The sequence below is a fragment of the Actinoplanes couchii genome, assembly GCF_016862075.1.
Classification (GTDB): Bacteria; Actinomycetota; Actinomycetes; order Mycobacteriales; family Micromonosporaceae; genus Actinoplanes; species Actinoplanes couchii.
Genome location: NZ_BOMG01000009.1, coordinates 1 through 21,107, shown reverse-complemented (window position 1 = coordinate 21,107; position 21,107 = coordinate 1). Strand labels below are relative to the sequence as shown.

Sequence of the window (21,107 nt, the reverse complement as noted above, 5' to 3'; positions counted from 1 at the left end):
CGACGGGTACCCGCACCGCCGTGTCTTCTGACGTGAATCTTCCCCCGCTGCCGCCGGTCGGCGGCGAGACCTCGGGTCGCAGCATCGTCGACGTGATCGCCGAACAGCACCGGGAGATCATCGCCCTGGCCGACCGGCTGACCGCCGAGCCGGCGAACCGGAAGGTGGCCTCGGTTCTGGTGGCCACGCTCTCCCGGCACCTGTGTGCGGAGGAGCAGTACCTCTATCCCGCGATCCGGATCGTGGTGCCGGACGGCGACCGGATCGCCGACCGGGAGCTGGCCGAGGACCACGAGCTGCTGACGTCGCTGACCCGGCTGGAGCGCGGCGGGGAGGCGACGAAGATCACCGAGTCGATCCGCCGGCACGTGGCGGCCGACGCCGAGGAGCTGTTGCCTCTGCTGGAGCGGACCGCGTCGGCCGAGGATCTGATCCGGCTCGGGAATCGGTTCGAGACTGCCGAGGAGGCCGCCCCGACCCGTCCGCACCCGTCGACACCGGCCCGGCCGCCGTGGAACAAGGTCGTCGATCCGCTGGTCGGGGTGCTCGACAAGGTGCGGGACGCGGTCAGCGCGCGCAAGACCTACATGCGAGATCTGTAGTCAAATGCGGCATACTACCGGCAAGTAACGTACGTCCTGTTCGTTCATACGTTTGTCACAAGATGCCGATCATTCCATGCTTCGTGGACTAGCGTTCGATCCCTTTCTAGTCCTAACGTCACGCTATGAACCTCGAGCTGCGGCATCTGAAGGTGGTCTGCGCCATCGCGGAGACCGGCAGCGTGACCAAGGCCGCGTCACAACTCGGCCTTGCCCAGCCTGCGCTCACCGCACAACTCCAGCGGATCGAGCGCACGCTGGGTGGCCCGCTGTTCGACCGCGACCGCCGGGGCGCCCGCCCGACGGCGCTGGGAGAACTGGTGCTCTCCCGCGCCAGAGTGCTGCTGCCCGCGATGAAGGGTCTGCAGGACGAAGCCGCCCGGCTCGCCGCCGGTGGTGGACACGACACGATGAGCAGGTACCGGATCGGCGCGGTCGGCGGTCCCGTCGTCGCCCACCTGGTGCACCGGCTGTCGGAGGCCCAGCCGGAGGCGCAGATCTCCACGCACGCCTCGTACTACATCTCCGAAGTGTCCGCGATGGTGCTGGCCGGCAAGCTCGACTACGCCCAGGTCGGTGTCTGCGGCGACGCGCTGCCATCGGCGGAGTACGGCCTGGTCTGGGAGACCATCGGCGTGGACGCGGTCTGCGTGCTGATGAAGGAGGACCACCCACAGGCGAAGAACATCGAGGTGGACCTCGCCGAGATGGCCGACGAGGCGTGGGTGGCCGGCGCCGGTGACGGCTGCTTCGCCGACTGCTTCGCCGCGGCCTGCGCCCGCGCCGGTTTCGCCCCGCGCCGGGTGCTGGAGTCGGACGTGCGCAACTGTGTCGACATGGTCGAACTGGGCCTGGCCATCGGCCTCTGCCAGCCGACGTTCCGGCCACCGGCCGGGCTGGTCAGCCGCCCGTTGCGCGGCGCCCCGCTGCGCTGGCGGCTGGTGCTGGGCTGGCACCCGGACTCGCCGGCCGCCCGCAGCGCGCCCAAGCTGATGGACCACGCGCAGGAGGCGTACGCCGAGATCCTGGCGCGCAACGAGGCCTACACCGAGTGGATCCGCTCCCAGCCGCAGCACCTGGCCGCAGCCTGACCCGTCCCGGGGAGGGCACCGCACAGCGCCCTCCCCGGGACGGGTCAGACCGACGACATCGCCACGTCGAAGACCAGCTCGCCGTCACGGGCGTCGACCCGGACCGTCCGGCCCGGCGCCAGATCCGCCGCGAGCAGCATCTTCGACAGCCGGTTGTCCAGTTCCCGCTGGATGGTCCGGCGCAGCGGCCGGGCCCCGAACTCCGGCTGGAAGCCCCGCTCGGACAGCCAGTCCACCGCCGCCGGGGCGACCTCCAGCTCGACGTCCTGAGCCTTCAGGCGCCGCCGGGTCTCCTCCAGCATCATCTCGGTGATCCGGTGCAGCTGGTCGCTCTCCAGCTGCCGGAAGATGATGATCTCGTCGATCCGGTTGATGAACTCCGGCCGCAGCTGCTCCTTGAGCCGCTTGTCCAGCCGGTCCCGCAGCTCCTCGTCCGGCGAGGAACCACCGGCCGCGCCGAACCCGACACTGCGGGTGGTCCCGTTGATCAGATCCGACCCCAGGTTGCTGGTCATGATCAGGACGGTGTTCTTGAAGCTGACGGTCCGGCCCTGGCTGTCGGTGAGCCGCCCGTCGTCGAGCACCTGCAACAGCATGTTGAAGACGTCCGGGTGGGCCTTCTCGATCTCGTCGAGCAGGACCACGCTGTACGGCCGCCGCCGCACCGCCTCGGTGAGCTGCCCCGCCTCGTCGTAACCGACATATCCGGGCGGCGCCCCGACCAGCCGCGACACCGTGTGCCGCTCCTGGAACTCGCTCATGTCCAGACGGATCATCCGGTCCGGCTCGCCGAACAGCGCCTCGGCCAGCGACCGCGCCAGCTCGGTCTTGCCGACCCCGGTCGGGCCCAGGAACAGGAAACTGCCGACCGGCCGATCCGGATCACCCAGCCCGGCCCGCGACCGGCGCACCGCCTCGGCGACCGCCTCGACCGCGTCCTGCTGCCCGACCACGTGCGCGTGCAGGTGCTCCTCCAGGCGCAGCAGCCGGTCCCGCTCGGCCTCGGTGAGCTGGGCCACCGGGATCCCGGTGGCCCGGGAGACCACCTCGGCGATCTCCTCCTCGGTCACCTGCGGCACCCCGGCACCGCCCCGGCCACCACCGGCGAGCTCGGCCCGCAGCGCGTTGATCTGGTCCCGCAGCTCGGACGCCTGCTCGTAGTGCTCGGCGGCGACCGCCTGGTCCCGGTCCCGGGACAGCTGCTCCAGACGGCGCTCCGACTCGCGCCGGTCCGCGTCCGGGGTCTTGGTGCGCAGCCGGACCCGGGCGCCGGCCTGGTCGATCAGGTCGATCGCCTTGTCCGGCAGGAAACGGTCGGTGATGTACCTGTCGGACAGCTCGGCCGCCGCGTCCAGGGCGCCGTCGGTGATGCGTACCTGATGATGGGCCTCGTAGTTGTCCCTCAGCCCCCGCAGGATCGCCACCGTGTCCTCGACGCTCGGCTCACCGATCACCACCGGCTGGAACCGGCGGGCCAGGGCCGCGTCCTTCTCGATGTGCTTGCGGTACTCGTCCAGGGTGGTCGCGCCGATCACCCGCAGCCGGCCGCGGGCCAGCGCTGGCTTGAGCATATTGCCGGCGTCCATGCCGCCGCCCTCACCGCCGCCACCCGCACCGACCAGTGTGTGGATCTCGTCGAGGAAGACGATCAGCCCGTCCCCGGACGCCTGGATCTCCTCGATCACCTTCTTCAGGCGCTCCTCGAAGTCACCGCGGTACTTCGTGCCCGCGACCAGCCCGGCCAGGTCCAGCTGGATCACCCGCTTGTCCTGCAGCGTCAACGGCACCTCGCCGTCGACGATCCGCTGGGCCAGGCCCTCCACCACGGCGGTCTTGCCCACGCCGGCTTCGCCGATCAACACCGGGTTGTTCTTCGTACGCCGGGACAGGATCTCCACGGCCTGCTCGATCTCGTCGGCCCGCCCGATCACCGGATCGATCTCGCCACGACGGGCCGCCTCGGTCAGGTCCACCCCGAACTGCTCCAGCGTCGGGGTCGGCGCACCCTGATGCGGCTGCTGACCACCGACGTTCGGTTTCGGCAGCTCACTGTGGTGCGGGATGGTCCGCGGGTCGACGATCCGCCCGGCCAGCAGACGGCCCGCCGCGGAATCGGTATTCAGCCCGAGCGCCATCAGGATGTGCTCCGGGCCGATGTACGAGGCGCCGACCGCCCGGGAGATCTGCAGGCTGTCCAGCAGCGCGCGCTTGGCGGCCGGGGTCAGCGCGATGCTCTCCGGAAGATCACCGGCGGCCGCCTCGGGGCGGCCCATCTCGTTGAGCAGACGGTCCGGGTCGGCGCCGGCCCGGCGCACCGTCTGCTTCATCGGCTCCTGCTGCAGCACCGCCCAGAGCAGATGGTCGGTGTCCAGGTCGGCCAGCGGGCGCTCGCCGCCGGTCATTCCCGCGGCCGCTCCGCCGGTCACCCCGCCTGTCATTCCACCGGCCGGCCCGCCGGTCGATCCACCGGACACTCCGCCGGCTGCTCCGCCGGGCACTCCACCGGCCACTTCTGCGGCCCGGCGGGCGGCGTCGGCCAGCACCTGCCGGGCGTCGTTGCTCATGTAACGCGCGATGTCGAAACGCTGCGCCGACCGGCGCGGCTCGGCCGCACCGAAGAAGCGCGCGAACAGGTCGTCCCACTGACCGGGCCCAGCCGGCCCGAACGGTCCGATGCTCATCAGTCTCTCTTCCCCTGGTACCTCGGGCGGCAAACGCGGGCCGTCCGTGGGTGAAAACGGTGTGAACCTCCCCGGCGATTCCCGGATCCCGGAAAAAGTTGACACGACTACACTCAACTTCATGGCGGCGTCTCTGGATCCACCCTCCCTCACGCCGGTCTTCCAGGAGCCGGAACCAGCTTTCACGAACCCGATTCCGACCCCGGCCCCTTCCCCACCGGCAACCCCGACCCCGAGGCCGCCCGCGGGCCCGCCAGCGACAAGATCGGTAGCGGGGCCGGAGACGGGTTCGCCTTCGCCGTCGCCGTCGCCGTCGCCTTCGCCTTCGCCGTCGCCTTCGCCTTCGCCGGAGACGGGATCACCCGAGGCGGGAACGGGTCCGGCGCCGGATGCCGTCGCGGCCGGGGCCGCGGCCCAGGAGGGTGTTCCCGTTCTGATCGTCGATGGGGCCAACGTCGTCGGGTCCGTGCCGGATGGCTGGTGGCGGGACCGGGCGGGTGCGGCGGCCCGGCTTCGCGACAACCTGGCGGGGCTGCCCACCTCGGGCCTTCCCGGCCTGCTCGGCCCGATCGAGGTGATCCTGGTCCTGGAAGGCAAGGCCCGGAACGTGCCGCAATCTCCCGGCGGGGTGCGGATCGAGCGCGCCACCGGCTCCGGCGATGACAAAATCGTCGATCTGGTACGAGGAACGACCCCCGCCCGCCGCACCGTCGTCGTCACCGCCGACCGCGGACTACGCGAACGAGTCACCGCCCTGGGAGCCGAGGTGCGCGGCCCGTCGTCGGTCCCCCGCTGACGCCCCGTCCCGGCCACCTCCGACGAACCGTCCCGACTCTCCACTGATGGGCTTGTCCGGGCCCACGGTCCTCCATCAGCCGTTGACAGCCGCCCTGTCTCGGGACGCTCACACGACCACGCGATGGATGAAGCCCGGCGCGGCGCAGGGCGGCGCGGCGCAGGGCGGCGCGGCGCAGGGCGGCGCGGGGCGGCGCGGGGCGGCGCGGCGCGGGGCGGCGCGGCGCGGGGCGGCGCGGCGCGGCGCGGGGCGGCGGCTGTGCGGCGTGGAGCGGGGCGGCGGCTGTGCGGCGTGGAGCGGCCGGCACCGGTGCCTGCCGAGATGACCCGGTGGCCATCCTGGTGGGTGACAGCCCCGATCACCGCTGACGGGTCGCCCCCGGCCGCCACGCACACCGAGAGGAGTGCTGCCCAATTGCCCCGGCCGCCGCGCACCGCCGCAGGAGTGCCCTGGGCGCCCTGGTCGTCGGGGTGGGCTGGAGGGGCTCTGCCGGCGGGACGGGTTTTGCGCCTTGCGGGCAGGGGCAACCCGCAGGAGTGATCCTCTTGACCCCGAAGGGCCCTCGCAGTCCATAGTGGATCACTTTCGGATACGATCCGACCTGGGCGATCCCCGGGTCGGCCGGCAAAACGGGCGTCGTGTCACAGTCGGCACGGTGCGTCGAAACAGGGAACCGGAGCACGGCCCGGCGACAACCGGGCGGTAGTCTGGGTCCGCAAGTCGTAAACCCGCACAGGAGGCTGCCCGGGTGGCCAGTGTCGCCGAGCTCAGAGCTGCCGTGGAGGCCGCGCTTCAGCAGGTCACGGAAGGGCAGCAGGCGATCCAGGCGGCGCGTGAGAAGATCGGTGAGGCCCAGCAGAGCCTGGCCGCCGCTCTCGACGGCAGTGCCAGTGACGCCGTCGGCGCCGCGCACGCCTCGCTCTCGCAGGCCGAGCAGCAGCTGGAGGATTCGTTCACCGCGACCCTGGCGGCGGTCGAGCAGGCGCACAACTACACGGCGAACCTCTGACGCGATGTCGCTGCTGCAGGAGATCGGCGCTCAGCTCCGCGCCACCGCTGACGGCCTACCCACCGGTGAGCTGGCCGTCGCGTTGAACAAACTGCGCAGCGCCGCCGAGTTGCTCCGCTGGGTGCAGGAGGAGTCCAGTCAGGACATCGGGGTTCTCCGTCTGGGGCACGCCAACGAGCACGCCGAGCACGCCGCGGCCGCGCTGCGCGCCTGTGAGGACGCGATCGACCGCTACCTGGCGATCCTGGGCCTGAGCGCCACCCCGGGGGCGGTGCCCGGTCAGGAGTGGCGCACCACGATGAGGCGCGAGGAGGACCGGCCGCGCCCGGAGCAGCCGGCGGACGCCCCGGAGAAACCGGAGGCTCTGGGCCCGTGGTGGCAGCAGCGGGTGGCCCAGCTGACCGGTGAGTCCCCGTCCGGTGAGCGGGCCGGCCGGACCGGCGAGCAGGGTGACACCTCCGAGTTGCTGCGCCGCATCGCCGCCGGGGTGCGGGCCGGTGACCGGGCCCGGCTGGGCCGGGAGCTGCACGCGGTGAACGCGTCGACAGGTCTGGGCCTGTCCGCGGTCACTCCGACGGTGCTGCACCGGCTGGCCGGTGACCTGCTCGGCCACGATCCGCGCCCGGAGGACGTGCCCCGGTTGCGGACCGCCGCCGCGGGCCGGGTGAAGGCGCTGCTGCCGGGCACCGAGCCGCACGTGCTGGAGACGCTGCTGGACCGGATCTGCCGGGTGCCGTTGCAGCAGCAGCAGGAGAAGCGCGGCGATCAGCCGGCCGGGCATCCGGCCGATACCGCGGTGACCGCGAGTGTGCTGACCGGGGTGCTGCTGGCCCGGCTCGGCCGGGATGCCGGGACGCTGGATCCGAACACTCCGGAGCCGGTCCGTCCCCGCCCCGAGCAGGCCGAGGACAAGAGATGACAACTGCGACGATGCCGGCGGGTCATGGCTGAATCCACCAAGAACCGGGTGATGGAGATCCGCGCCGGGTTGTCCCACGCGCTGGGCGCCGCCCAGATCGCCCTGGCCCGGGCGCAGGACGCGGCCGAGGCCGCCGAGGCGCGGTACCAGCGGGTGAAGGCCGCGGCCGGCGCCCGGCGGCGGAAACTGGCCGCTGCCCGGGACGAGCGCACCGTCGAGATCGACGCCTGGCACGACGGCGAGCTGGCGGCCCTGGCCGGGGTGGCGGCGGCCGCCGCCGACCGGGCGGCGCCGGGCGCGGCCGGGGAGCAGTGGCACCGCTGGGAGGTCACGCCGCTGGAGCGGCCGGCCGAGCTGCGGGTGGGCCGGTTGATGCTGCCGGAGGCGCCGGTTCCGGCCCGTGAGCCGGCCGGCGCCTGGGCGTCGCCGCCGGGCGAGGCCGACATGCCGGAGGTCCCGGCCCTGGTGGCGCTGCTGGACCAGGGGCACATCGTGGTCGAGGGCGACCGGCGCACCGGCGACGACGTGGTGGCCGGGTTGCTGCTGCGGGCGCTGGGCACCAGCCCGGCGGGCACGGTGCAGATCATCGGGTACGACCCGGAGAGCCTCGGTGGCGGACTGGCCGGGTTCGCCCCGCTCGCCCCGGCCGGGGTGCTCACCTTCGTCGGCCCGGGCGGGCTGGAGAAGCTGCTCGACGACCTGGTCGGGCACGTCCGGCGGATCAACGAGACGGTGCTGGCCGGGGAGTACACGTCGTTGCGTGAGCTGCACCTGGCGACCCGGCGCCGGCCGGAGCCGTGGCGGGTGGCGGTGCTGCTGGGTGGCCCCGAGCTGTCCCGGCACGAGCGCTCGCAACTGGACCGGTTGTTGCGTACCGGCGCGGCCTGCGGCGTGCATCTGGTGATCCGCGGGCTGGCGGTGCAGGCGGAGCCGGGGATCGAGTTCGTGGTGGCGGCGCCCGGTGACGAGGCGAGGATCGAGAGCGCCGGTTCGTTACCCGTACGGCTGGATGGTGCTCCTCCGCCGACCGTGGTGACGGCGACGTGTCGCCGGATCGCGGAGGCCGTGGCGGCGGGTCCGGCCCCGGTGGCCCTGGACAGTCTGCTGCCGGAGGCCGGGGCGGAGTGGCGGGAGAGTTCGGCGACCGGGGTGACCGCGCCGCTGGGTGACAGCCCGCAGGGCCCGCGCGTGATGGTGACGTTGAGCGACTATCCGCCGCACGCGCTGATCGCCGGGCCGTCCGGCACCGGCAAGACCAACTTCATCTACGCCTGGATGGGCGCGCTGGCCGCCCGCTACTCCCCCGACGAGCTGGCGTTCTACCTGCTCGACTTCAAGGAGGGGGTGTCGTTCGCCCGGTTCGCGCCGGGGCGGCGGGATCCCAGCTGGCTGCCGCACGTACGCCTGGTCGGGGTGAACGTGAACACCGACCGTGAGTTCGGGCTGGCGCTGCTGCGGTTCCTCGGTGGCGAGCTGCGGCGCCGGGCCGATGTGGCCAAGCAGCACGAGGTGACCAACCTGGCGGAGCTGCGGGCCGAGGATCCGGAGGGTTCGTGGCCGCGGATCGTGGCGGTGGTGGACGAGTTCCAGATCCTGCTGTCCGGGCGGGACGCGGTCTCCGCCGAGGCCGTCGACCTGCTGGAGGACCTCGCCCGGCGCGGCCGTTCGCAGGGCATCCACCTGATCCTGGCCAGTCAGGACGTCTCCGGCATCGAGGCGCTGTGGGGGCGGCCCGCGCTGGTCGCCCAGTTCAGTCTGCGGATCGCGCTGCCCCGGGCCCGGCGGGTGCTGGCCGAGACGAACGCGGCCGCCGACTCGCTGCCCCGCTATCACGCGGTGGTCAACGCCGATTCGGGCGCGCCGGAGGCGAACCGGGTGGTCCGGGTGCCGGCCGCCGGTGACCGGGAGCAGTGGAGTTCGCTGCAGCACCGGTTGTGGCGGCGGCGGCCAGCCGATCAGGGTCCGCCGCGGCTGTTCGACGGTGACGTGATCCCGAAACTGGCGGACAGCCCGGACTTCCGGGAGATGCGGGCCGCCGAGTCGCCGGCCGCGCCGATCGCGCTGCTCGGCGAGACCATCGACGTGGAGTCCCGGTCGGCGCGGACGGTGCTGCGCCGGGCGCCGGGCCGCAACCTGGCGGTGATCGGCACCCGGGTGGACGAGGCGTGCGCGATCCTGGCGACGGCGGGCCGGTCGCTGGCGGCCCAGTTCGGCCCGGACGGCGCCCGGATCTCGGTGGTCTGCCTGGATCAGGACGCGCGGGCCGCCGCCGAGGCGCTGCACGCCCGGATCCCGGGCAGCGGCTGGTACGACGCCGAGAACCTGAACTGGCTGATGGAGGACGCCGTCGCGGAGGCCAACGGGACGTGGCCCGCGGACCGGCCGCACTTCATCCTGATCTACGCCGCGGACGCGCTGCCCGGTGGCCGGGCGACCGCCGAGCAGCTGCAGACGGTGCTGCGCCAGGGCCCGGAGCGGCGGTTGCACGTGCTGGGCTGGTGGCGTGGCGCCGGGCTGCTGCGGGACGCGCTGGGCGGCCCGGCGTCCCGGACCGACGCGATCGGCGCCTGGGTGGCCCTGGACGTGCACGGCAGCGAGCTGTCGCCGTACTACCCGGGGCAGGGGGCGCCGAACTGGTACCCGCGCCCGTGGCGGGCCCTGCATTTCGACCGTTCGGTGCACCGTGGCGCCGAAGTGATCATCCCCTATGGAAACTCATGAGCGAACTGGAACCGGCCGACCTCGACCGCGCCGACTACCGGGTGGTGCTGCGCCGGCTGACCACTCTCGACGAGAAGGCGGCCGGCCTGCGGGACGAGGCCGCCCGCTGGTACGAGGAACGGGTGACCGCCGCCGACCGGGCCGTCGCGGAGGCTCTCGCCGAACGGGACGGGTCGGTCCGGGCGGTCGGCGAGGCGCAGCGGGATCTGGAGCAGGTGGACGCGCGGGCGGCCGGTCTGTGGTCGGACTTCGTGCACCGGATCGGCCCGGCGGCGGCCGAGCGGTACGGCCGCACCCTGCCGCCGGCCAGCATCCCCCGTCAGCGGTCCGAGGAGCGTGCCGCCCGGGACTATCTGGACGAGGTCGAGACGCGGGTCAAGTACACGCCGCCGGCCCGGCCGATCACCCTCGGCACGAAGGTCCTCTTCGGTTTCCTGGGGCTGGTCGGCGGGGTGCTCGGGGTGATCGGCAACCTGCTGGTCCGGCAGACCGGCGAGGCGGCGGGTGGTGACTGGCACCAGGCGGCGCCGGTGGTGGCCCTGCTGGTGCTGCTCTTCTTCCCGGTGCTGGCGGCGATCACCGCCAAACTGATCGCCGACCGGCGCGGGACCGGGATGGACACGTCCTCGACGGTCACCGTGCTGGTGACCGGGCTGGTGACGGCGGGGCTGCTCTTCACTGCCGTGCAGATGGCCCAGCCAGCCTGATCAGGTCGGCCGCCTCCTCCTGGAGCGCGGCCGGCACGTCGGGCCCGTCGTCGTTGCCGCCGTGGGCCTCGTCGTACTCGTAGTCGCCGCCGGTGGTGTTCTCGGCGGGTTCGTCCTCGGTGTCGGTCATACCTGACGTTCTACCCGCTCGGGCGCCCGGCGAGCGGGCTGTTTCGCAGATTTCACCGACATCGCATAAACAGTTGTTCAGTAATGAATATGTGGCCTCCCCGGCGGCGAATTGACCGCCGGGGAAAAGCTCCACCTCAGCTGGCCCGGCGCTCCCGCACCGACTTGCAGTTCACACACGACGTCGCCGACGGGAACACCTCGAGACGCTCGACCGGAATCGGCTTCGAGCACCCCTCGCAGTTGCCGTAGGTCCCCTCGTTGAGCCGGTGCAGCGCGTGCTCCGCCTGCGTGCGCCGATCCAGCAGCGTCTTCAGCAGCGACGTCGCCGCGTCGCGCTCGGCCGTCTTGGACCCGCTGTCGGCCTGGTCGTCGCCGGCCGCGTCGCCGATCTCCACCAGGCGCAGCCGGGTGTTCTGGGCGACCGCCTCTTCGTACTCGGTGTTGAGTTCCTCGAATCGGCCTTGCAGGATCACTCGGATCTGCTCGATCTCATCGGTCGAACGCAGCCCCTTGACCGCGCTCGCGCCCTTACCTGCGACAACCGCTCCGTTGACGAGCATGCAGTCCCCCTGCCCTTCACTCAGCCCCAGCCGGTGGGATCCCCGGGTCACCCTCGTCCCGGTCCGCCCCCCACTCGTGGAGCCGGACGATACCCACCGACGAAGATCCCAAACGGGACCCCCGCGAAAAAGTAACCGGAGCATAACTGTCAGTGGTCGAATCCGCCACGGACTCGGCATTCGGGTCTTGTGCCGGGGCTCACCAGCGGTCCTCGACGAGCGCCGGGCGGCGCGGGTCGTCGAGACGAACGACCACGTCAGCGAAGGTTTCCGGGGCCACCTCGGAGCAGTAGCGGGCATACGCCGGCAGCGTCCACGCGAATTCCGGCGGGGTCCGGCGGGCCAGTGCCGCGGCGGACACCTCAAGGTGGACGGAGAAGTCGAACGGCAGCCCGGAACCGAGCAGCAGCGGGCCGCTGACCAGCACGATCGCTCCCGGCGGCAGCTGCCGGTAGGGCGCCCGGGCGGCCCGGTCGACAGTCGCGTCCCAGAGCCGCTCCACGATCATGCCGGAACCATCCGGTCCCGCCGGGGACAGCACCTCGCGGATCAGCCCGGCCTCGTCGAACCAGCCGTTGTAGAACGAGTCCGGCTCGGTCCGGCCGAACTCCAGCCGCACCGAGGCGGGGCGCAGGAAATCGCTGGTGTCGACACGTACGGCCGGGCGGCCACGGACCCGCAGCGGGTCCACCAGAGCGTCCGCGAGACGGCCCGGATCGGCCGCCGGGGCGCCGTCGAAGGCCACCCGCAGACGATTGTCGGATTCCCGACTCGTGATCCGGTCAGCCAGATCCTCGACCAGTTTTTCCAGAGAGATGGGATGAACCCGCATGCCTCAATCGTGCGGCAGGATCAGGATGTCGGCGTCGTCGGCCAGCCGGTAACCCACTCCGTAGACCGTGGTGATCAGCGGGACCGTGCCGCCGAGCTTCAGCCGCAGGCGGCGCACGTGCACGTCCACGGTGCGCTCACCGGCCCGCTCGTAACCCCAGACGGCCGCGAGCAGCTGCGCCCGGGTGAAGACCCGGCGGGGGCGCTCGGCCAGATATTGCAGCAGATCGAACTCCAGCCGGGTCAGCGGCAGCGCCACCCCGTCCAGCACCGCCTGGCGCGACGAGGTGTGCAGCCGGACCTCCGGACCGTCGGCGGCGACCTCGGCGACCGGCTCGACACCGGCCGGGGTCTCCTCCTCGGCGACCGGCGCGGCCTGCTCGACGGTGACCGTGCCCTTGCTCATCTCGACCAGCTCACGGACCGCGGCGAGCAGCCGGTGCGCCTGTGGGGAGACCACGTCGCCGGTGAGCGGGATGGCGAACGTCACGGTCAGAGCGGGCTCGGCGGCACGGCGGGCGGAACCTCTGCCCGGTCCCGCGGAACGACGATCTGCACGCGACGACAATGCGCGGACCGGCATTGATTCATCCCCCAGAATTTGCTGGCGCAAGCGAATACGACTGATCACTGTGCGTAATGCGGGGCCGATATTCCCGCCCTCAGGCTAGCGGGTCAAGTCAACGATCCACAGTGTGGGAACACAGTTCCATATTGTCGTTCGTCACACAAATGCATTCCGGGAACGCTTTCTGTCAGCCTCATTAAGCAAATGAGAAGCGGGGGCGTCACCGTCAAGGCGACACCCCCGCTGCACGCGAGCAGTTGTGTGAGATCAGCCGCCCGAGGTGAGCCGCCGGCCGACCGCCGCGATGAGCCGGTCCAGCTCGGACCCGAACGGGTTGTCGTGCACCAGGTAGGTCCAGGTGGCGCTGGGACGGACGATCTCGGCCCGCTCCGGCTGCCAGCCGTCCTCCAGGTCGACCTCCTCGAAGGTCGCGATGGTCCGGGTCTCGACCTGGGTCAGCAGCTCCTGGAAGGCCGGCACCGCGGCCCGGTGGAACTCGTCCAGCGGGTCCAGCTTGCCCAGCGCGCGCAGGTGCACACCCTCCCGGACCTCGGACAGGAACGCCAGGTGGTCCACCCAGAGCCGGTCCAGGTGGAACAGGGCGATCGCGCGGGCCGACTCGGACAGCACGTCCTCGTCGGTCTCGTCGGCCTTCTCCTTCACCTTCTCCAGCAGCATGATCGCGGCGACCTCGGAGGTGAGCAGCCGCTCCCGGCGCTCGGCCAGCAGCAGGCGCTGCTGCTCGGTCACCACGCTGTAGCGCCAGGTGTTCTTGTGGATCTCGTGGTTGACCCCCTCGGCGACCCGCTGGGCGTGCTCCACGGCGTACTCCACCTGGGAGTCGTGCACGACGCCGTCGATGTCCATCCGCGGCGAGGCCGGCAGGATGTCGCCGGCGTGCCGGAAGACCAGCTCGTCCTCGAGGCTGACGAAGAAGACCGAGCGGCCCGGGTCGCCCTGCCGGCCGGCCCGGCCACGGAGCTGGTCGTCGACCCGGCGGCTGTCGTGCCGGCCGGAGCCGATCACGTAGAGGCCGCCCAGCTCGACCACCGCATCACGGTCCTTCTCGTCGCTGCCGCCGAGGCGGATGTCGACACCACGGCCGGCCATCTGGGTGGAGACGGTGACCGCGCCGAGCGCGCCCGCCTCGGCGATGATCTCGGCCTCCTCGGCGTCGTTCTTCGCGTTCAGCACGCTGCACGGCACACCGGCCGCTTCCAGCTGGCTCGCCAGGCGCTCGGACGCCTTCACATCCAGGGTGCCGATCAGCACCGGCCGCCCGGACTCGTGGGCGATCTTGATCTCCTCGACCAGGGCCTCGTCGCGCATGTCGTGCGCCGAGTAGATCCGGTCGACGTCGTCCTCACGGATGTTCGGGGTGTTCGGCGGGATCACCGCCACTTCGAGCTTGAAGTACTCGCGCAGCTGCTCGCCGACGTGCACGGCGGTCGCGGTCATGCCGCAGGCGGTCTTGTAGAGCGCGATGTACGCCTGGACGGTGATGGTGTCCAGGACCTCACCCTCCTGGGTGGCGGTCAGGCCCTCCTTGGCCTCCACGGCCGCCTGCAGACCGTCCGGCCAGCGGCGGCGCTGGGCCACCCGGCCGCGCATCTCGTCGATCAGCTCGACCGAGCCGTTACGGACGATGTAGTCCACGTCGCGGCGCAGCAGGGCGTGCGCGTGCAGCGCCACGTTCACCGCGGACAGGTGCTCGACCTGGTCGTCGGCGTACAGGTCGATGCCGCCGAGCTTCTCCTCCAGCTCCTTGAGACCGTCCTCGGTGAAGGCGACGCTGCGCCCGTCCTCGGCGACCTCGTAGTGCAGGCCCTTGCGGAGCTCCTTCACCAGGGTGGCGGCCTCGTTCACCGGGTTGCTCTCGGCGGTCGTGCTGCCGGCCAGCACCATCGGCACCCGGGCCTCGTCGATGAGGATCGAGTCGGCCTCGTCGACGATGCAGGTGGCCAGGTCGCGCTGCACCCGGTCGGCCACGTCGGTGACCAGCTGGTCGCGCAGGTAGTCGAAACCGGCCTCGCTGACCGACACGTACGTGACGTCCGCGGCGTACGCCTCCCGGCGCTCCTGAGGCGTCATCGACTCGGTCACCCAGCCGACCGTCAGGCCGAGCAGCGTGTAGATCGGCTCCATCCAGGTGGCGTCACGTTTGGCCAGGTAGTCGTTGACCGTGAGGACGTGCACCGGGCCGTTGCCGAGACGGGTGTGCCCGTACGCCGCGATCGTCGCCGTCAGGGTCTTGCCCTCACCGGTGGCCATCTCGGCGACCCGCTTGTCCAGCAGGGCCATCGCGCCGAGCAGCTGCACGTCGTACGGCCGCTGGCCGATCGCCCGGCGGGCCGCCTCCCGGCCGATCGCGCAGATCTCCGCGTGCTCCCGGGCCTCGACGGCGGCCTCGGTCAGTTTCTCGTCGTCCAGCTCCTTCAGCGCGTCCTCACGCGCCTCGATGACCGGAAGCCGCTTCGAGAGCGGGCCCAGGTCCACCGTCGTGCCCGGACGCTGGAGAAACTTACGGAACCGGCTCTTCAGCCGCTGCGACACACCCATGGCGCGCAACGGTACTTCATTTCCACCGCCGTCAGGTGGAGGAGGCCCGCCCGCTCATCATCAAGGTGATCGGGCACGCCGCGTTTGCCCCGGCCGGGTGGCGGGCACCTGACGGGCTGACGTACGTCCGGCACCACGGGGAGGAGGCCGAATGCCCAGCCAGCTCGTCTGCCGGCCGGAGCGCGACCTCCCGGTGGCGGTCCTGACCGTCAGCGGAACCCTGGACCGGATGACCGAGGGAGCGCTCGGCGCCGCGGTGCGCCGCAGTCTCTCCGTACAACCCGCGCGGGTGCTGCTCGACTTCAGCCGGGTGCGGCTCGGCGACCCGGCGGCCACCGCGGTGCTGGGCGAGCAGTTCCCGGCGGTCCCGATAGTGGTCTGCGGGGCGGACGCGGAGACCCGGTCGGCCCTGGCCGCGGATCCGCGGTGCGCGGGGTTGCGGCTGGTGCCCGACTTCCGGGAGTCCCTGGCCGAGGCCGAGGAGCCGGTTTCCGCCGTACGGGTACGGCTGCGCCCGGTGCCCGAGGCCTGCCGCCAGGTGCGGGGGCTGGTGACGCAGACCCTGACCGCGTGGCAGCGGACCGACGCCACCGCGATCGCCACGCTGATCGCCACCGAGCTGGTCGCCAACGTGGTCCGGCACGCCCGCACGACGATGGACTTCACCCTGCGGCTGCGCGACGGCCGGATGATCGTGGCCGTTCGTGATCACAGCCGCCGGATGCCCCGTACCCTCGACCCCTCGGTGGCCGACGCCGGGGGCCGCGGCCTGCGGCTCGTCGGTGACCTGGCCGACGCGTGGGGGGTGTTGCCGGTCACCGACGGCAAGGTGGTCTGGTCGCAGCTCACCACCGGTGCCACCGGGTGACGCCGGAGCACCGCGACCTGATCGCGGTCGGCGCCTCGGCCGGCGGGGTGGAGGCGCTGCGTGCCCTGGCCGCCGGGCTCCCGGCCCGCTATCCCGGCGCGCTGCTGGTGGTGCTGCACGTGCCCCGGTCGGCGCCGAGCGCCCTGCCCGCGATCCTGAGCCGCAGCGGCCCGCTGCCCGCGGTGACCGCCACCGACGGTGAGCCGGTGCGGGCCGGGCGGATCTATGTCGCCCCGGCCGACCACCATCTGCTGCTGACCGACGGGCACCTGCGGCTCAGCCGCGGCCCCGCCGAGAACGGGCACCGGCCGGCGGTGGACCCGCTGTTCCGGTCGGTGGCCCGGACCGCCGGGCGGCGCGCGATCGGCGTGGTGCTCTCCGGCTCCCGTGACGACGGCGCGGCCGGGCTGGCCACGATCGCCGCCCGCGGCGGGACGACGGTGGTGCAGGAGCCGGAGGACGCGCTGCACCCGTGGATGCCGCGGGCCGCGCTGGAGGCCGCCGAGCCCGATCACGTGGTGCCGGCCGCCGCGATCGGGGGTCTGCTGGCCGCGCTCACCGCCGTCCCGCTGGAACCCCGGCCCGCCCCCGGGCCGGACCCGCTGCTCGATGCCGAGGTCGCCATGTCCGAACTCTTCCCGTCCGACAGCGGCGATCTGGCGCCGCCCGCCGGTTTCGGCTGCCCGGCCTGCGGCGGCAGTCTGTTCCAGATCGAGAGCCGGCCGCTGCCGCGGTTCCGCTGCCGGGTCGGGCACGCCTGGTCGCCGGAGACGCTGCTGGACGAGCAGGCCGAGGCCCTGGAAAGCGCGCTGTGGATGGCGTTGCGGGCCCTGCAGGAGAAGTCCGCACTGAGCCGGCGGATGGCCGCCGGCAGTCATCGCGACCGGTACCTGGGACTGGCCGAGGACGCCGACACGGCCGCCACGACCCTCCGGGAGCTGATCGCGCGTCTCGGTGCGACCGCCGCCCCGTGACGTGCGGTAGCGTTCCGGATCGTGCAGGCGACCGACCCCGACTTCGAAGCGCTGCTGGCCTACCTGAAGGAATCCCGCGGGTTCGACTTCACCGGTTACAAACGGTCCAGCCTGATCAGGCGGGTCAACCGGCGGATGACCCAGGTGGACGCCGGCGACTATCCGGAGTACCTCGACTACCTGCAGGTGCATCCGGACGAGTTCACCGCGCTGTTCAACACGATCCTGATCAACGTGACGGCGTTCTTCCGGGATCTGGATGCGTGGGAGTACCTGCGCGCCGAGGCGCTGGAGCCGATGATCGCGGCGAAACCGGCCGGCTCGCCGATCCGGGTCTGGTCCGCCGGCTGCGCGTCCGGTGAGGAGGCGTACACGCTGGCCATGGTCTTGACCGAGATCCTCGGGGTGGAGGGTTTCAAGGAACGGGTCAAGATCTACGCCACCGACGTGGACGAGGAGCAGCTCAACGAGGCGCGCCAGGCGTCGTACGGCGAACGGGAGATCCAGGCCCTCCCCCCGGACCTGCTGGAGAAGTACTTCGAGCACGTGGGCGGCCGCTACACGTTCCGCAAGGACCTGCGCCGCTCGGTCATTTTCGGGCGCAACGACCTGGTGCAGGACGCCCCGATATCCCGGATCGACCTGCTGACCTGCCGCAACACGCTGATGTACTTCAACGCCGAGACCCAGTCCAAGATCCTCGGCCGGTTCCACTTCGCGCTCGCCGAAACCGGTGTGCTGCTGCTCGGCAAGGCCGAGATGCTGCTCAGCCACAGCAGCCTGTTCACCCCGATCGACCTGAAACGCCGGGTGTTCCGGCGGGTGCCGCGCCTCTACGTGCCGCCGGGTGTGGTCTTCACCGACCCGCCGCCGGCCGGCGCCGGGACCGCCACCGGCCTCGACGAGTTACGCAACGAGGCGTTCGCGGCCAGCCCCCTGGCCCAGCTGGCGCTCACCTCCGACGGCATGGTCGCGCTCTCCAACCGGCAGCTGGAGAAGATGTTCGGAGTCTCCTCCCGCGACACCGGGCGGCCGTTCCGCGACCTGGACCTGTCCTACCGGCCGGTCGAGCTGCGCCGCTACATCGAACAGGCCCGGCTGGAACGCCGCAGCCTGCGGGTGCCGGACGTGGAGTACCACCGCGGCGCCGACGTGGTCCACCTGGTGGTGCAGATCAGTCCGCTCAGCGGCGCCGACGGCAGCCTCCTCGGCGTCAACCTGATCTTCCACGACGTGACCGCCTCCCGGCGCCTGCAGGACGACCTGGAACACGCCAACCAGCAGCTGGAGGCCGCCTACGAGGAACTCCAGTCCACCAACGAGGAACTGGAGACCACCAACGAGGAACTGCAGTCCACCGTCGAGGAGCTGGAGACCACCAACGAAGAGCTCCAATCCACCAACGAGGAACTGGAGACGATGAACGAGGAACTCCAGTCCACCAACGACGAACTGCAGAGCATCAACGACCAGCTGCGGATCAGCACCGGCCAGCTGGACGAGGCCAACGCCTTCCTGGAGACCGTCCTCACCAGCCTCCAGGCCGGGGTCGCCGTCGTCGACCCGGACCTGCGGATCCGGATGTGGAACCGGCACGCCGAGGACCTGTGGGGGCTGCGCTCCGCCGAGGTCATCGGCCAGCACTTCCTCAACCTCGACATCGGCCTGCCGATCGACCAGGTACGGCCGCTGCTGCGCGGCGCCCTCGGCGGCGGGGAAGGCGAATCCGGCGAGATCCGGCTGGACGCGGTCAACCGGCGTGGGCGGGCGATAACCGTCCGGGTCGCGTGCACCCCGCTGCGGCCGCGCAACGGCGGGCTCGGTGGAGACGACGGGGCCATCATCGTGATGGAGACGGCCTGACGTTTACCGCGGTCACGCCCGGGAATCCGCTCAAGGTCGGAAGGACCACACCATGACGATCAGGTGCGAGGTGAGCGGTGACACCGCCGCCCTGGTCGCCACCGTGTCCGGCCGGCTACGCCTGACGGACGCCACCACCCTGCGCGACCATCTCCTGAAATGCCTCGCCGAACAGCCGGACGCGCTGCTCGTCGACCTGTCCGGCCTGCACTTGGACCAGCCGCTGGCACTGTCCATCTTCACCGTCGTGCTGCGTCAGGCCGCGCGCTGGCCCGGTGTGCCGGTGGTGTTCTGCGCTCCCCCACCGGAGACCCGCCGGCATCTCACCGGCCCCTGCCGCCGACTGGTCGTCTTCGACAGCCGGGCGGCCGCACGCGCCCACCTGCACGACGAACGGAGAGTCATGCCGTCGCTGCGTGAAGACCTGCTGCCGGTGTCCGGCTCGGTCCGGCACGCCCGCGACCTCGCCACCGACGCCTGCCTGCGGTGGGACCTGCCCGGCCTGGTCGCGCCGGCCAGCCTGATCGCCAACGAACTCGTCGCCAACGTCATCGACCACGCGCACACCATGATGACCCTGCGGATGTCGGTACGGCAGCGGCACCTGAGCATCGCCGTGCAGGACGGGTCCGCGGCGCCGCCGGTCGCCGCCGCCACCGGGCCGGAACACCTGCGCGGGCGGGGATTATTGCTGGTCAACGAGCTGGCGAACACCTGGGGCCATCTGCCGTCCAACGGCGGCAAGGTGGTGTGGGCGACGCTGGACCTGCCCAGGTCTTCTTGAGACCGGCTGGACCTGCCCAGGTCTTCTCGAGACCGGCTGGACCTGCCTAGGTCTTCTTGAGACAGGCGGCAAGACCGGAAACAGCAAGGACCCTGGCGACGTACGACTGAGCACCGGTGACGCCGAACTCGATCCCCGCGCCGGCGGCCGCCCGCGACGCCTCCAGCAGGACCGCCACACCGGCAGCGTCCACCAGCGGAACCGCGCTCAGATCCACCAGCATCGCCGGCACACCCGGCCGGGCCAGCGCGTGCCGCAGCCCGGCCCGCAGCCGCTCCGCGGAATCCCGGTCCACCTCGCCGGACACCCGCACCACCAGCGTGCCCCGCTCGCCCGCCCGCGCCGACACCTGCATGCCCGGCCGATCCGGGCGGGCCGAACCCTCCCAGTGCGGCGGGTCGTCGCTCAGCATGCCCTCACGCAGCCAGGACAGCGCCCGGCTCAGCAGCCGCGACACGTGCATCTGCGAGACACCCAGCTCGGCCGCGATGTCCGCCTGCGTGTGATTGCCGTAGAACCGCATCGCCAGCATCCGCCGCTCCCGGGCCGGCATCCGCATCAGCAGCTCCGCCACGGTCAGCTTGTCGGTCACCGACTCCAGGGCGTCGTCCACCCCGCCCAGCAGATCCCCGAACTCCACCATGCCATCTTCCGCGACCGGCGCGTTCAGCGACGCCGGCGTGTGACCGGCCGCCGACTCGACCGCGTCCAGCACCGCCGACTCGGTGGTCCGCAGATGGTCCGCCAGCTCGGCGGTCGTCGGCACCCGGGACAACACCCCGGTCAGCATCATCGACGCGTGCCCGACCTCCAGGCTCAGATCCTGCACCCGGCGCGGCACGTGCACACCCCACGTCCGGTCCCGGAAATGCCGCTTCAACTCACCGGAGATCGTGATCACCGCGTACGCCGTGAAAGAGCCCCGCTCCGGGTCGTACCGGTCGATCGCCTTCACCAGCCCCAGCCGGGCGACCTGCTCCAGATCCTCCAGGAACTCACCACGCCCCCGGTAACGGCGCGCCATCCGCCCCGCGAACGGCAGACAGAATCGGATCAGCTCCTCCCGCAGAACCACCGCCTCGGCAGGCGAAGCCCCGGCCCGCCGGACGGCGAACCCGGACGCGGCCGCATCCAGATCCTCGAGCGTGCTCTCGGCAGCCTCACCGATCTGACGTCGCGCGGGCATGTCACCCCCTCCGAACCGGTGCCAGGAGGCGCCCCCGAATCGCACCCCCACCATCGGAAACTACTGCCCGGCACCCCTGACCTCAAACACGTCAGCCTCCGGTGCGGCGCGCCCACCCACTTTCCCTGCCTTCCGCGCGCCCACCGTCCCGCCTTCTTCGCCGCCCCTGCTCCCCTCGCGCCCTGCTCCCCTCGCGCCCTGCTCCCCTCGCGCCCTGCTCCCCTCGCGCCCTGCTCCCCTCGCGCCCTGCTCCCCT

The 21,107-nt window shown here is 71.8% G+C and carries 17 protein-coding genes and 2 pseudogenes; 11 read left to right on the top strand and 8 right to left on the bottom strand.

Annotated elements, in window-relative coordinates:
* Positions 1-20 precede the first annotated feature (20 nt).
* Both Aco03nite_RS02630 and Aco03nite_RS02625 read left to right on the top strand, forming a co-directional pair.
* On the top strand, positions 21-602 hold the full coding sequence (locus tag Aco03nite_RS02630; protein WP_239144855.1) for a hemerythrin domain-containing protein: 582 nt from the start codon (positions 21-23) through the stop codon (positions 600-602).
* A 125-nt stretch (positions 603-727) separates the two neighbouring features.
* Positions 728-1,693 (top strand): LysR family transcriptional regulator, encoded by a 966-nt coding sequence (locus tag Aco03nite_RS02625; protein ID WP_203792945.1) that lies wholly within the window; start codon positions 728-730, stop codon positions 1,691-1,693.
* A gap of 44 nt (positions 1,694-1,737) precedes the next feature.
* On the opposite strand, the pseudogene Aco03nite_RS02620 reads toward Aco03nite_RS02625, so the two are convergent.
* Positions 1,738-3,690 (bottom strand): annotated as a pseudogene (locus tag Aco03nite_RS02620) (ATP-dependent Clp protease ATP-binding subunit); the annotation flags it as partial.
* 89 nt (positions 3,691-3,779) lie between these two features.
* A pseudogene (locus Aco03nite_RS55015) lies at positions 3,780-4,374 on the bottom strand (Clp protease N-terminal domain-containing protein); the annotation flags it as partial.
* Positions 4,375-4,840: 466 nt separating this feature from the next.
* Between Aco03nite_RS55015 and Aco03nite_RS02615 the strand changes: the two are divergent.
* From Aco03nite_RS02615 to Aco03nite_RS02595, 5 genes are all read left to right on the top strand, one after another.
* Complete coding sequence (locus Aco03nite_RS02615) at positions 4,841-5,170, top strand: hypothetical protein (RefSeq protein ID WP_239144854.1); 330 nt, start codon at positions 4,841-4,843, stop codon at positions 5,168-5,170.
* 748 nt (positions 5,171-5,918) lie between these two features.
* Entirely contained in the window at positions 5,919-6,179 is a 261-nt protein-coding gene (locus tag Aco03nite_RS02610) for a hypothetical protein (protein ID WP_092540692.1), read from the top strand.
* A 4-nt stretch (positions 6,180-6,183) separates the two neighbouring features.
* The gene (locus tag Aco03nite_RS02605) at positions 6,184-7,098 is read left to right on the top strand and encodes a hypothetical protein (RefSeq protein WP_203792944.1); all 915 of its coding nucleotides are present in this window, start codon (positions 6,184-6,186) and stop codon (positions 7,096-7,098) included.
* A gap of 24 nt (positions 7,099-7,122) precedes the next feature.
* A complete protein-coding gene (locus Aco03nite_RS02600) occupies positions 7,123-9,819 on the top strand; it encodes an FtsK/SpoIIIE domain-containing protein (RefSeq protein ID WP_203792943.1) in 2,697 nt (898 codons plus the stop codon).
* Positions 9,816-10,526 (top strand): hypothetical protein, encoded by a 711-nt coding sequence (locus Aco03nite_RS02595; protein WP_203792942.1) that lies wholly within the window; start codon positions 9,816-9,818, stop codon positions 10,524-10,526. Before Aco03nite_RS02600 ends, Aco03nite_RS02595 begins: the two co-directional genes overlap by 4 nt.
* Here Aco03nite_RS02595 and Aco03nite_RS02590 read toward each other — a convergent pair.
* From Aco03nite_RS02590 to secA2, 5 genes are all read right to left on the bottom strand, one after another.
* Positions 10,495-10,656 carry a hypothetical protein gene (locus Aco03nite_RS02590; RefSeq protein ID WP_203792941.1) on the bottom strand — a complete coding sequence of 54 codons (162 nt, stop codon included), beginning with the start codon at positions 10,654-10,656 and terminating at the stop codon, positions 10,495-10,497. The genes Aco03nite_RS02595 and Aco03nite_RS02590 overlap by 32 nt on opposite strands.
* A 136-nt stretch (positions 10,657-10,792) precedes the next feature.
* On the bottom strand, positions 10,793-11,218 hold the full coding sequence (locus tag Aco03nite_RS02585; protein ID WP_203792940.1) for a TraR/DksA family transcriptional regulator: 426 nt from the start codon (positions 11,216-11,218) through the stop codon (positions 10,793-10,795).
* 199 nt (positions 11,219-11,417) lie between these two features.
* The gene (locus Aco03nite_RS02580) at positions 11,418-12,050 is read right to left on the bottom strand and encodes a nucleoside/nucleotide kinase family protein (protein ID WP_203792939.1); all 633 of its coding nucleotides are present in this window, start codon (positions 12,048-12,050) and stop codon (positions 11,418-11,420) included.
* A gap of 3 nt (positions 12,051-12,053) precedes the next feature.
* Positions 12,054-12,539 carry a winged helix-turn-helix domain-containing protein gene (locus tag Aco03nite_RS02575; protein ID WP_203792938.1) on the bottom strand — a complete coding sequence of 162 codons (486 nt, stop codon included), beginning with the start codon at positions 12,537-12,539 and terminating at the stop codon, positions 12,054-12,056.
* A 345-nt stretch (positions 12,540-12,884) separates the two neighbouring features.
* Positions 12,885-15,176 (bottom strand): accessory Sec system translocase SecA2, encoded by a 2,292-nt coding sequence (gene secA2 / locus Aco03nite_RS02570; RefSeq protein ID WP_203792937.1) that lies wholly within the window; start codon positions 15,174-15,176, stop codon positions 12,885-12,887.
* 151 nt (positions 15,177-15,327) lie between these two features.
* Here secA2 and Aco03nite_RS02565 point away from each other — a divergent pair, with 151 nt between their 5' ends.
* From Aco03nite_RS02565 to Aco03nite_RS02550, 4 genes are read left to right on the top strand one after another with little or no spacing between them, the layout of a single operon-like run.
* Positions 15,328-16,044, top strand: coding sequence for an ATP-binding protein (locus tag Aco03nite_RS02565; RefSeq protein WP_203792936.1), 717 nt, complete (start codon positions 15,328-15,330; stop codon positions 16,042-16,044).
* Positions 16,041-17,018 (top strand): chemotaxis protein CheB, encoded by a 978-nt coding sequence (locus Aco03nite_RS02560; protein ID WP_203792935.1) that lies wholly within the window; start codon positions 16,041-16,043, stop codon positions 17,016-17,018. Before Aco03nite_RS02565 ends, Aco03nite_RS02560 begins: the two co-directional genes overlap by 4 nt.
* A 21-nt stretch (positions 17,019-17,039) precedes the next feature.
* Positions 17,040-18,881 carry a CheR family methyltransferase gene (locus Aco03nite_RS02555; RefSeq protein ID WP_203792934.1) on the top strand — a complete coding sequence of 614 codons (1,842 nt, stop codon included), beginning with the start codon at positions 17,040-17,042 and terminating at the stop codon, positions 18,879-18,881.
* 52 nt (positions 18,882-18,933) lie between these two features.
* Complete coding sequence (locus Aco03nite_RS02550; RefSeq protein ID WP_203792933.1) at positions 18,934-19,665, top strand: ATP-binding protein; 732 nt, start codon at positions 18,934-18,936, stop codon at positions 19,663-19,665.
* 46 nt (positions 19,666-19,711) lie between these two features.
* Here Aco03nite_RS02550 and Aco03nite_RS02545 read toward each other — a convergent pair whose 3' ends face one another.
* Positions 19,712-20,851, bottom strand: coding sequence for a sigma-70 family RNA polymerase sigma factor (locus tag Aco03nite_RS02545; protein WP_203792932.1), 1,140 nt, complete (start codon positions 20,849-20,851; stop codon positions 19,712-19,714).
* Positions 20,852-21,107: the final 256 nt, after the last annotated feature.